Source organism: Ornithinimicrobium cryptoxanthini, from assembly GCF_023923205.1.
GTDB classification, from domain to species: Bacteria; Actinomycetota; Actinomycetes; order Actinomycetales; family Dermatophilaceae; genus Ornithinicoccus; species Ornithinicoccus cryptoxanthini.
In genome coordinates, this window is sequence record NZ_CP099490.1 from 1,034,822 (window position 1) to 1,046,343 (window position 11,522).

General features: G+C 71.3%; 11 protein-coding genes. 10 read left to right on the forward strand and 1 reads right to left on the reverse strand.

The features are described from left to right. The first annotated feature begins 9 nt into the window (after positions 1-9). A complete protein-coding gene (locus NF557_RS04910) occupies positions 10-984 on the forward strand; it encodes a threo-3-hydroxy-L-aspartate ammonia-lyase (RefSeq protein WP_252622205.1) in 975 nt (324 codons plus the stop codon). Further along, complete coding sequence (locus tag NF557_RS04915) at positions 981-2,225, forward strand: MFS transporter (RefSeq protein ID WP_252623929.1); 1,245 nt, start codon at positions 981-983, stop codon at positions 2,223-2,225. The genes NF557_RS04910 and NF557_RS04915 overlap by 4 nt, the downstream gene beginning before the upstream one ends. Positions 2,226-2,236: 11 nt before the next feature. Here NF557_RS04915 and NF557_RS04920 read toward each other — a convergent pair whose 3' ends face one another. Beyond that, a complete protein-coding gene (locus tag NF557_RS04920; RefSeq protein WP_252622207.1) occupies positions 2,237-2,734 on the reverse strand; it encodes a GtrA family protein in 498 nt (165 codons plus the stop codon). A 75-nt stretch (positions 2,735-2,809) separates the two neighbouring features. On the opposite strand from NF557_RS04920, the gene NF557_RS04925 reads away from it, so the two are divergent. The 8 genes from NF557_RS04925 (at position 2,810) to meaB (ending at position 11,451) form a co-directional block, all read left to right on the forward strand. Further along, complete coding sequence (locus NF557_RS04925) at positions 2,810-3,271, forward strand: hypothetical protein (RefSeq protein ID WP_252622209.1); 462 nt, start codon at positions 2,810-2,812, stop codon at positions 3,269-3,271. A 27-nt stretch (positions 3,272-3,298) separates the two neighbouring features. Then, positions 3,299-4,507: a 5-(carboxyamino)imidazole ribonucleotide synthase gene (locus NF557_RS04930; RefSeq protein WP_252622212.1), complete on the forward strand. Its 1,209-nt coding sequence runs from the start codon at positions 3,299-3,301 to the stop codon at positions 4,505-4,507. After that, positions 4,500-5,021 carry a 5-(carboxyamino)imidazole ribonucleotide mutase gene (gene purE / locus NF557_RS04935; RefSeq protein ID WP_252622214.1) on the forward strand — a complete coding sequence of 174 codons (522 nt, stop codon included), beginning with the start codon at positions 4,500-4,502 and terminating at the stop codon, positions 5,019-5,021. Before NF557_RS04930 ends, purE begins: the two co-directional genes overlap by 8 nt. A gap of 110 nt (positions 5,022-5,131) precedes the next feature. Then, positions 5,132-5,653 carry a SigE family RNA polymerase sigma factor gene (locus NF557_RS04940; RefSeq protein WP_252622216.1) on the forward strand — a complete coding sequence of 174 codons (522 nt, stop codon included), beginning with the start codon at positions 5,132-5,134 and terminating at the stop codon, positions 5,651-5,653. Next, positions 5,650-6,273, forward strand: a complete 624-nt coding sequence (locus NF557_RS04945; protein ID WP_252622218.1) for a hypothetical protein — start codon at positions 5,650-5,652, stop codon at positions 6,271-6,273. Before NF557_RS04940 ends, NF557_RS04945 begins: the two co-directional genes overlap by 4 nt. A 137-nt stretch (positions 6,274-6,410) precedes the next feature. Beyond that, complete coding sequence (locus tag NF557_RS04950; RefSeq protein WP_252622220.1) at positions 6,411-8,261, forward strand: methylmalonyl-CoA mutase subunit beta; 1,851 nt, start codon at positions 6,411-6,413, stop codon at positions 8,259-8,261. Continuing rightward, entirely contained in the window at positions 8,258-10,444 is a 2,187-nt protein-coding gene (gene scpA, locus NF557_RS04955; protein ID WP_252622222.1) for a methylmalonyl-CoA mutase, read from the forward strand. The genes NF557_RS04950 and scpA overlap by 4 nt, the downstream gene beginning before the upstream one ends. Further along, a complete protein-coding gene (gene meaB / locus NF557_RS04960; RefSeq protein ID WP_252622224.1) occupies positions 10,444-11,451 on the forward strand; it encodes a methylmalonyl Co-A mutase-associated GTPase MeaB in 1,008 nt (335 codons plus the stop codon). The genes scpA and meaB overlap by 1 nt, the downstream gene beginning before the upstream one ends. Positions 11,452-11,522 lie beyond the last annotated feature (71 nt).

Below are 11,522 nucleotides of genomic sequence, written 5' to 3' on the forward strand. Positions count from 1 at the left end.
CCTTGCGTCGTGCCCACCCCGGTTCCTCCCAGCTATGCCGACGTCGAGGCGGCGGCTGCTGTCCTTCAGGGGCGAGCCCACCGCACCCCCGTGCTCCGCTCGCGGCGCCTCGACGAGCTGGCCGGTTGCGAGGTCCACCTCAAGGCCGAGCACCTGCAGCGCGTCGGTGCCTTCAAGTTCCGTGGCGCGCTCACCGCGCTGTCGGCCTTCGACGAGCGCCAGCGCCGCGGCGGCGTGATCGCCTTCTCCTCCGGCAACCACGCCCAGGCGATCGCGCTCGCGGCCGCCGAGATCGGGATCCGCGCAGTGATCGTCATGCCGCACGACGCCCCGGCGCTGAAGGTGGCGGCGACGCAGGGCTACGGTGCGGAGGTGGTCCGCTATGACCGCTACACCCAGGACCGCGAACAGATCGCCGCCGAGCTGGCCGCCGATCAGGGGATGACCGTCGTCCCGCCCTATGACCACCCGCAGGTGATCGCCGGGCAGGGCACTGTCGTCAAGGAGCTGCTTGAGGACGCAGGCCCGCTCGACGTGGTCGTCACGCCGCTGGGCGGGGGCGGACTGCTGTCCGGCAGCATCCTGTCCGCCCGGGCGCTCGCCCCGCACGCACGGGTGTATGCCGTGGAGCCGGCTGCCGGCGACGACGGTCGCCAGTCCCTGCGGCAGGGGCGCATCGTCACCATCGACACCCCGCGCACGCTGGCCGACGGCGCGCAGACCACGCACCTGGGTCAGCTCACCTTCCCGATCATCGCCGAGGGGGTCACCGACATCGTGACGGCGACCGACGACCAGCTGGTCGAGACGATGCGGGTGATGGCCGGCGTCCTCAAGCAGGTCGTGGAGCCGACCGGTGTGCTGGCCCTCGCGGCCGTCCTCTCCGGCGCGGTCCCGGACACGGCCGGTCGGCGGGTGGGTGTGGTTCTCTCCGGCGGCAACATCGACCTGACCCGCTTCGCCGAGCTGGTAGGTGCCCCCTGAGCGACACCCTGCCCGCGGCACCTGAGCGACCGAGGATCTCCCGTGAGATCTGGATCCTGGTCGGCGCCGCCTTCGTCATCGCGATCGGGTTCGGCATCGTCTCACCGGTCCTTCCGGCCTACGCGCGCTCCTTCGACGTCGGCGTGGCGGCGGCGTCGGTCATCGTCTCGGCGTTCGCGTTCTTCCGTCTCGTGTTTGCCCCGGCGGGCGGTCTGCTGGTCTCCCGCCTCGGTGAGCGTCCCGTCTATCTGGCGGGCCTGCTCGTGGTCGCCGCGTCCTCCTTCGCCACGGCCTTCGCGCAGAGCTATGGGCAGCTGCTCCTCTTCCGGGGCCTGGGCGGCATCGGCTCCACGATGTTCACCGTGTCGGCGATGGCACTGCTGGTCCGCCTCGCACCGCCAGCCGCACGCGGACGGGTGTCGTCGGCATACGGCTCGGCCTTCCTGATCGGTGGCATGGTCGGTCCGTTGCTGGGTGGCGCCCTCGCGGGCTTCGGTCTGCGGGCGCCGTTCATCGTGTATGGCGTGGCGCTGGTCCTCGCCGCTCTCGTCGTCGGCATCGGGCTGGGTGGGGCGCGCCTGCGCCCTGCGCCGGGTGCCGCCACGCGGCCGCCCCTGACGCTGCGGGAGGCGTTGCAGTCGCCGGTCTATCGCGCAGTCCTGGTCTCCGGGATGGCCAACGGGTGGACCAACTTCGGGGTCCGGATGGCGCTGCTGCCCCTCCTGGCGGCCGCGGTCCTGGACGAGCCGTGGGTGGCCGGCGCGGTGCTGGCCGTCGGTGCGGTGGGGACCGCTGGGACCCTGCAGTTCTCGGGCAGGTGGGTGGATCGGGTGGGCCGCCGGCCCCTGGTGATCGCGGGGCTGCTGGTGATGGCGGCGTCGTTCGGGCTGATCGGGGTAGCGCAGAGTCCCGCCCTGTCCACCGGCACCGGCCTGGGCGTGCTGTTTGCCCTGTCGGTGACCGCGGGCGTCGGGGCGGGACTGGTCAACCCGGCCCAGCAGGCAGCCGTCGCCGACGTCGTCGGGCACGACCGCAGCGGCGGCACCGTGCTGTCCAGCTTCCAGATGTCGCAGGACGGGGGAGCGATCGTCGGGCCGATCCTGGTCGGGGTGGTGGCGGACACGGTCGGGTTCGGCGCGGCGTTCGCGCTCACGGGCGTGGTCTGCCTGGTCGGGGTCTTCCCGTGGCTGCGTGCGCCGGAGCCGTTGGGGGCCGATCACGGCAAGGCCGGCCACGGCTAGGCCGGCCACGGCTAGGCCAGCGCGTCGCCCTTGAAGACATAGGTGCGATAGGCCCAGAACCGGAACAGCGTGCCGAGCACCAGGCCGACGCCGTTAGCGCTGATGTTGTCGGCAAGCTGGCTGTCCAGGCCCAGGACATAGCGGGAGAAGCCCAGGCAGGCCACCGCGATCCCGAGCCCCAGGATGTTGAACCACACGAAGAGCACGAACTCGTGGGTCACTGCGGCGCGGCGGCGGTGCCGGAAGGTCCAGTAGCGGTTGCCCAGCCAGGAGAAGACCGTGGCGATCGCCGTGGCCAGGATCTTGGCCCGCAGCGGGATGTCGTGCAGCGGTCCGTCGAACCCTCCGCCGGGCAGGCCGAAGACGAAGTAGTTGTAGAGCGAGGTGTCCAGGATGAACGCCAGCAGACCGATGGTGCCGAACTTGGCGACCTCGCGGGCCAGCAGGTCATAGGCTCTCCGGATCCGCCCGAGGAGCCCTGTGTCGCTGCGCGGGCGCGTCCGGGTCACGCCGGGAGTCTACGTCCGGGCGCTGTGTGGAGTTCCCCGGCAACTCAGGCACCGCCAGGCGCTAGGGTCCGATGCATGTGGCCCTTCTCGCGTCAGTGGACGGCACCGTCCCCGCAGCACTGCCGCTGCGCCAGGCACCTTGACGACGCCCTGCTGGCCACGGTGCTGCCGCGCGCGGCAGCCTGGCTGCACGAGGCCGGCGAAGATGTGCCACCCACCGCCATCGGCTCCCTCATCGACCACGAGGAGCTGGGTGTCGAGCCCCCGGAGCCGGGGGGCGAGCCGGACGAGGAGCTGCTGGAGGAGGGCTTCCACTACTCCCTGTGGCTGGGTGATGCTGCTCGGCTGCACTATGACGACGAGGCGACACCGGTCGCGACGGTCCTGGGCCAGCACCGGGGCATCAGGAAGGCCCAGCAGGAGGACCGCGAGATCATCCTCATCAAGGCGCCCCGGCTCTGTCCCGACGGGGCTCTCACGGCGCTGGCGCTGAGCCTGGCAGACCCCCGCGTCCGCCTGGCGCGCGCCCCCGACTGAGTCTGGGGGTGCCTTAGGGTGGCCGACGTGACGAAGTCTCCTGGACCACTGCGCGCGGAGGGCGGCTTCCCGGTCGTCGGGATCATCGGCGGCGGTCAGCTCGCCCGGATGAGCCAGCAGCCGGCGATCGCGCTCTCCCTCACCCTGTCCGTGCTGGCCGAGTCACCGACGGCCGCTGCGGCGCTCGTGGTGCCGCACGCACCGGTCGGGGACCACACCGATGTCGAGACGGTGCGCGCCTTCGCCCAGGACGTCGACGTGGTCACCTTCGACCATGAGCACGTGCCACCGCAGGTCATCTCGGCGCTCCTGGCCGACGGTCGTCAGGTCCATCCCGGTCCCGAGGCGTTGCTGCACGCGCAGGACAAGATCGTCATGCGCCGGCGCCTGACCGAGCTGGGCATCCCGTGCCCGCGGTGGACGGCGGCGACCTCGGCGCAGGACGTCACGGCGTTCGGCGAGGAGATCGGCTGGCCGGTGATCGCCAAGACCCCCAGGGGTGGGTATGACGGCAAGGGGGTGCGTCGGATCTCCTCGGCGGCGGAGGTGGCTGACTGGCTGGAGGTGGTCGGCCAGGAGGGTCCGATGCGCGAGGGTGTGCTGCTCGAGGAGTCGGTGGACTTCACCCGCGAGCTGGCCGCCATGGTCGCCCGCAGCCCCAGCGGTCAGGCCGCGACCTGGCCCGTCGTCGAGACCGTCCAGACCAACAGCATCTGCACCGAGGTGATCGCCCCGGCCCCCGGTCTCGACCCGGACCTGGCCTCGCGGATCGGCGAGGCGGCGCTGCGGATCGCCGGGGCGCTCGGGGTCACCGGCGTGATGGCCGTCGAGCTGTTCGAGGTGAGGGACGCGCAGACCGGTGCTCCGGCATACCTCGTCAACGAGCTCGCGATGCGGCCGCACAACTCGGGCCACTGGAGCATCGACGGAGCGGTGACCAGCCAGTTCGAGCAGCACCTGCGGGCCGTCCTGGACCTGCCCCTGGGCGACCCGTCGGCGCGGCAGCGCTGGGCGGTGATGGCCAACGTGCTGGGGGGCGAGCACCCTGACTTGTATCCCACCTATCGGCACCTGATGGCGCGCGACCCCGGGCTCAAGGTCCACCTCTATGGCAAGGGAGTGCGGCCCGGTCGCAAGCTCGGGCACGTGACGGTCACCGGCGATGGTGATCTTGAGGAGCTGCGCGCACGGGCCCGGCACGCCGCCGACTATCTGCAGGGAGTCATCGATGAGTGAGATTGGCAGCGCGGGCCCCGTCGTCGGGCTGGTGATGGGCAGCGACAGCGACTGGCCGGTCATGGAGGCGGCGGCTGCCGTCCTCGAGGAGTTCGGCGTGGCCTTCAAGGCGGACGTCGTCTCGGCGCACCGGATGCCGACGGAGATGATCGACTATGGCCGGTCGGCCGCCGACCGTGGGCTGCGGGTGATCATCGCCGGCGCCGGGGGAGCGGCCCACCTGCCGGGGATGCTGGCGTCGGTGACGGTGCTGCCGGTGATCGGGGTGCCCGTGCCGCTGAAGCACCTGGACGGCATGGACTCGCTGCTGTCGATCGTGCAGATGCCTGGGGGGATCCCGGTTGCCACGGTGTCGATCGCTGGGGCCAAGAACGCCGGGCTGCTCGCCGTGCGGATGCTCGGTGCCGGGGACGGGGCGGAGGCGACGCGGCTGCGGGAGGCCCTGTCGGCATACGCCTCGGAGCTGCGCGACCAGGCCCACGCCAAGGGTGAGAAGCTGCGCCACCAATTTTGATAGTGGTTTCGTCGGCGTTTCCCACATTTTCGTAGTGGTTTCGTCGGTCCGAACGCGTGCCCAGATTTCGAGCGACAGAACCTTCCCGGCACCGCAGAGGTCTAGTAGGTGTGAGCAGCTCCCAGAAGCGTGAAGCCGACTTCGCCGCGTTCGTCGCGGCCCAGTCAGCCCAGCTCGTGCACTTCGCCCGGGTGCTGTGCGGAGACCTGCACCAGGCTCAGGACCTCGTGCAGGGAGCGCTGGAGAAGGTCTACCGAGTATGGCGCAAGCGCGAGATCGAGCATCCGTTCGCCTATTCGCGGCGGGCCGTGCTCAACCAGTACCTGTCGGGTGGGCGCAACCGCTGGCGTGAGACGCCGGTCGCCGACCCGTCGGACCACCACCAGCAGCCCGGGCCGGACCATGCGACCGAGGTGGTCACCCGGGACGCGCTGCTGGCGGCGCTGGCCGGCCTCACCCCGCGTGAGCGGGCAGTCATCGTCCTGCGCTACCAGCAGGACCTCACCGAGGCCGCGACCGCCGAGCAGCTCGGCATCCGGGTCGGCACCGTCAAGAGCACCGCCTCCCGGGCGATGGCCAAACTGCGCACCTCGCCCGACCTCATCGAGACCACCCGTGGGAGAACATCATGAGCAGTCACACCGAGCAGGCCCTGCGCGAGGCGCTGGGGTTTGACCCCCAGACACCGTCGCTGCAGGTCGAGTCGATCATCGAGGCCGTCGACCGCAGTCGTCGACGCAGCATGTGGGCCGGGGCCGCCGCTGCCAGCGTGGCCCTTGCCGCGGCCGGTGGGATCGCCGTCGCCACCCTGTCCGACGACGTCATCGAGCCCGTGCCGGCCGGCGTGACCGAGGTGAGCGGGACCTTCGAGATCGGGACGGGGTGGGAGATGGTGGTCGACGGACAAGGCCTGTGCCTGGCGAACGAGGCCCGCACCGTCTATGACTGCGGAGTGGATGTCGCCTTCCGGGAGGGCTCCACGTTCAGCTGGTCCGACGGGACGTCAGGCCCGCAGATCTACGCCTGGGTGGTGCGTGACAGCACGGCCACCGCGGCCCTGGAGAAGTCCCAGGGCGGGACAATCTCGGCACAGGTGTATCGCGTGCCGGACCTCGACGTCTCGATCGCGGTCGCCCAGCTCCTTCCCCAGGACCCGGCCGGGTGGCAGCGGGTGTCGCGCGACGAGGCGGACACGGTGACCGACGTGGTGCCATTCCAGGCCGGCGACGACAGCGTGCCCACGCGCGGCTGATCCGACCCGAGCGCGGGACGCGAGGGCACAGACCGACGAAACCCCTACGAAGTTGCGGGGCTGACCTACGAAACCCCTGCAAAAATGCGGGGGAGGCCCACGAAACCCCTGCAAAAATTGGGCACTACGATCGGGGCATGTCGACACCGAGCGCCGACCAACTGCCCCTGGCCCCGGACGGGGCGCCGCCCCAGGAGGACTGGGAGGGCGCCGTCGCGGCGGTGCTGCGCAGGAGCGGGCGCCTCACCAGTGACGACCCCGACTCCGCAGCCTGGGGCGCGCTGACCACCACCACGCTGGACGGCATCCCGGTCCTGCCGCTCGGCACCCCCGACACGGCCGCCGAGCTGCCCGACGCGGGTCTGCCGGGCCAGGTGCCGTTCACCCGCGGGACTACCGCGACGCGGCCGTTCGGCTCGTGGGACATCCGCGCCCGCTTCGAGGACCCGGACGCCGAGCTGACCGCCCAGCACGTCACCGAGGACCTCGAGAACGGCGTCAACTCTCTGTGGCTCGTCCTCGGCGACGCCGGCATCGCCATCGAGGATCTCGACACGGTCCTCGAGCCCGTGCTGCTGGACCTCGCGCCCGTCGTGCTCGACGCCCCGCAGCGTCCCGTCCTGGCCGCATCGGAGTTCGTCCGACACATGGTCCGCCGGGGCGTGCAGCCCGCCGCCGGCACCAACCTCGGGGCCAACCCGATCGGCCACCGCGACAAGCGGCCGATGGCCAAGGAGGTCGTCCGCGACGTCGCCGACCTGGCCGTCCGCGAAGGCCTGAAGGCGGTCATGGTCGACGGCACCGCCGTGCACGACCGCGGCGGCTCCGACGTCCAGGAGCTGGCCTACACGATCGCCGCCGGGGCCGAGTACCTCCGCCTCCTCGCCCAGGCCGGCCACGACCCGGCCACCGCCGCGCGCCTCATCGAGTTCCGTTATGCCGCAACGGCCGAGCAGTTCCCCACCATCGCCAAGTTCCGCGCCGCGCGCCGCCTCTGGGCACGCGTCCTGGAGCTCAGCCACGTCGACCCGGCTCGCCAGGGTCAGTCCCAGCACGCGGTCACCTCACGACCGATGATGACCCGCTACGACCCCTACACCAACATGCTGCGCACCACCGTCGCCGCGTTCTCCGCCGGCGTCGGCGGTGCCGGCGCCGTCACGGTCCTGCCATTCGACGAGCCGCTCGGCCTGCCGGAGTCGTTCAGCCGCCGGATCGCGCGCAACACCTCCAGCCTGCTCGCCGCCGAGGCGCACATCGCCGAGGTCACCGACCCGGCAGGCGGGTCGCACGCCGTCGAGCGCCTCACCGAGGACCTTGCCGTCGCCGCCTGGGAGCTCTTCGGCCGGGTCGAGGAGGACGGCGGTCTGATCCACGACCTCAGGGACGGCTCCTGGGACCGGGCCATCGCCGAGGTGGTGCAGCGCCGCCGCGACCAGGTCGCCCGCCGCACCCGACCGATCACCGGCCTCACCGAGTTCCCCCAGGTCGCCGAGACGCTGCCGCACCGCCGGGCGTATGCCGTGCCTCGCCAGGTCGTCCGCCACGGCGCTGACTTCGAGAACCTGCGCGACCAGCCGGCGCCCCACCCGCTGTTCGTAGCCACCATGGGCACGGTCGCGCAGCACACCGCCCGCGCCACCTTCCTCACCAACCTGCTGGCAGCCGGCGGCATCACCGCCCACGCCGTGGGCTCCAGCACCGGCGTCGAGGACGTCCTGGCCGCCTACCACGGCGAGAAGGTCGTCGCCCTGGCCGGGACCGACCAGGCGTATGCCGAGTGGGGACCTGATCTCGTCACCGCCCTTCGCGGGGCGGGAGCCCAGCACGTCCTGCTGGCCGGCAAGCCAGTCGAGGGCCTGGAGGTCGACGACAACGCCGCGATGGGCCTGGACGCCCTGGCCTTCCTGCACCGCACCCGCGAGCGACTCGGCGTCACTGCCGATCCCGATGCCAGTGCCCGTCCCACCACGGAGTCAGCCCGATGAAGAGCATCCCCAAGTCCTTCGCCGGGTTCTCCCTCAACGGCGAGCAGACCCCGCGACCCGACCCCGCGGCATACGAGCGGGCCGTGGCCGACACCCAGCCCTGGGCCGCCCCCGAGGGCATCGACATCTTGCCCCTCTACACCGCCGACGACCTGGCCGGACTCGACGCCCTCGACACCTACCCCGGTCTCGCGCCCTACCTGCGCGGGCCCTACCCGGCGATGTATGCCACCCAGCCCTGGACCATCCGGCAGTACGCCGGTTTCTCCACCGCCGAGGAGTCCAACGCCTTCTACCGTCGCAACCTGGCCGCGGGCCAGAAGGGCCTCTCGGTCGCGTTCGACCTGGCCACCCACCGCGGCTACGACTCCGACCACCCGCGGGTGCGCGGCGACGTCGGCATGGCCGGTGTGGCGATCGACTCGATCTATGACACCCGCACCCTCTTCGACGGCATCCCGCTGGACAAGATGAGCGTGTCGATGACGATGAACGGCGCGGTGCTGCCGGTGCTCGCGCTCTACATCGTCGCGGGCGAGGAGCAGGGGGTCAGCCCCGAGCAGCTGTCCGGGACCATCCAGAACGACATCCTCAAGGAGTTCATGGTCCGCAACACCTACATCTATCCGCCGGCTCCCTCGATGCGGATCATCAGCGACATCTTCTCGTTCACCGCCGCCACGATGCCGCGCTTCAACTCGATCTCGATCTCCGGCTACCACATCCAGGAGGCCGGGGCCACGAACGACCTGGAGCTGGCCTACACCCTGGCCGACGGGGTCGAATACATCCGCGCCGGCCTCGACGCCGGACTCGACATCGACGCCTTTGCCCCGCGGTTGAGCTTCTTCTGGGCGATCGGCATGAACTTCTTCATGGAGGTCGCCAAGATGCGTGCGGCCCGGGCGCTCTGGTCGCGCCTGGTCGCCGACTTCAACCCGAGCAACCCGAAGTCGCGCTCGCTGCGCACCCACTCCCAGACCTCCGGCTGGTCCCTGACGGCGCAGGACGTCTACAACAACGTGCAGCGCACCGCGATCGAGGCGATGGCCGCCACCCAGGGGCACACGCAGAGCCTGCACACCAACGCCCTGGACGAGGCGATCGCGCTGCCGACCGACTTCTCCGCGCGGATCGCCCGCAACACCCAGCTGCTCATCCAGCAGGAGACCGGCACCACCAAGATCATCGACCCGTGGGGTGGTTCCTACTACGTCGAGCGGCTCACCCACGACCTGGCCGCGCGGGCCTGGAGCCACATCCAGGAGGTCGAGGCGGCCGGCGGCATGACCAAGGCCATCGAGGAGGGGCTGCCCAAGATGCGCATCGAGGAGGCGGCCGCGCGCACCCAGGCCAGGATCGACTCCGGCCAGCAGGCGGTCATCGGCGTCAACACCTACCAGGTGACCGACGAGGAGCCCTTCGAGGTGCTCAGGGTGGACAACAACGCGGTGTATGCCGCGCAGCTGGCCAAGCTGGAGAGGTTGCGTGCCGAGCGGGACCAGTCGGAGGTCGACTCGGCGCTGCACGCGCTGCGTGCGAGCGCCGAGCAGGGCGGTGGCAAGGACGGCTCGCTGGAGGGCAACCTGCTCGCGCTCTCGGTGGACGCGGCCCGGGCCAAGGCCACGGTGGGGGAGATCTCGCACGCGCTGGAGCAGGCCTATGGGCGGCACCGGGCCGTGATCCGTACGATCTCAGGGGTGTATCGCCAGGAGGCCGGCGGAGCCGGCAACGTCGAGCAGGTCGTGGCCGCGACCGAGCGGTTCGAGGCCGCCGAGGGCCGCCGTCCGCGCATCCTGGTCGCCAAGATGGGCCAGGACGGGCACGACCGCGGGCAGAAGGTCATCGTCACCGCGTTCGCCGACATGGGCTTCGACGTCGACGTGGGCCCGCTGTTCTCCACGCCCGAGGAGGTTGCCCAGCAGGCCGTCGACGCCGACGTGCACGTGGTCGGGGTCTCGTCGCTGGCGGCCGGTCACCTGACACTGCTGCCGGCACTGCGCCAGGCGCTGGCCGAGCAGGGGCGGGAGGACATCATGGTCGTCATCGGCGGGGTCATCCCGCCCGACGACGTGGCCACGCTGCGGGAGATGGGTGCCGCGGACGTCTTCCTGCCGGGCACGGTCATCGCTGACAGCGCGCTGTCTCTGCTCGAGCGGCTGAACGCCAACCTCGGGCACTGATGGCCATCGACCCGGCGGCGTTGGCCGAGGGAGTGCTGGCGGGCAACCGCACGGCGCTGGCCCGCGCCATCACGCTCGTGGAGTCCAGCCGCCCGGACCACCGCACCGCCGCCCGGGAGCTGCTCGCCGAGCTGGCCCCGCACGCCGGTGGAGCGGTGCGGGTCGGCATCTCAGGGGTGCCCGGGGTCGGCAAGTCGACCTTCATCGAGGCTCTCGGCATGTGGCTGATCGGGCAGGGCAAGCGGGTGGGTGTGCTGGCGGTCGACCCCTCCAGTGTGCGCACCGGAGGCTCGGTGCTGGGGGACAAGACCAGGATGGCGGACCTGTCGGCCAGCCCCTCGGCATACATCCGTCCCTCGCCAAGTGCGGGGACCCTGGGCGGTGTCGCCCGGGCCACCGCGCAGTCGATCACCGTGCTGGAGGCGGCCGGGTTCGACGTCGTGCTGGTCGAGACCGTCGGGGTGGGGCAGTCCGAGGTGACGGTCGCGGGGATGGTCGACACCTTCCTGTTCCTGACCATCGCGCGCACCGGTGACCAGCTGCAGGGCATCAAGAAGGGCATCCTGGAGCTGGCCGACGTGGTCGCGGTCAACAAGGCCGACGGGGACCGGGTGCGCGAGGCCGAGGTGACCGCCAAGGACCTAGCGAGCACGTTCCGGCTGGTCTATGCGGGCACGCAGTCGTGGGTGCCGCCGGTGCTGACGTGCTCGGCGGTCGAGGGGACCGGCATCGAGAAGGTCTGGCAGCGGGTGCTGCGGCACCGCGCCTTCCTCGGCGACCGGGGCCTGGCTGACAAGCGGGCCGACCAGCAGCTGGAGTTCACCTGGGCGCTGGTGCGGGCCGAGCTGGACGCCCGGCTGGCTGCGGATGCCGACGTGGCCAGGGTGCGCGGCGAGGTCCGGGAGCGGGTCATCGCCGGGGAGCTCACCGCGGTCGCTGCCGCCGACCTGATCCTGGCGGTCTTCGACCGGGCTGAACCCTCTCAACCGTCCGAACCGCCGCCGTGAAGGATCCGTTCACGTGCCACGGTCTTTCGCGGGGCAGTACGGGGACGCACACACGATCCTGGAGGGGAACT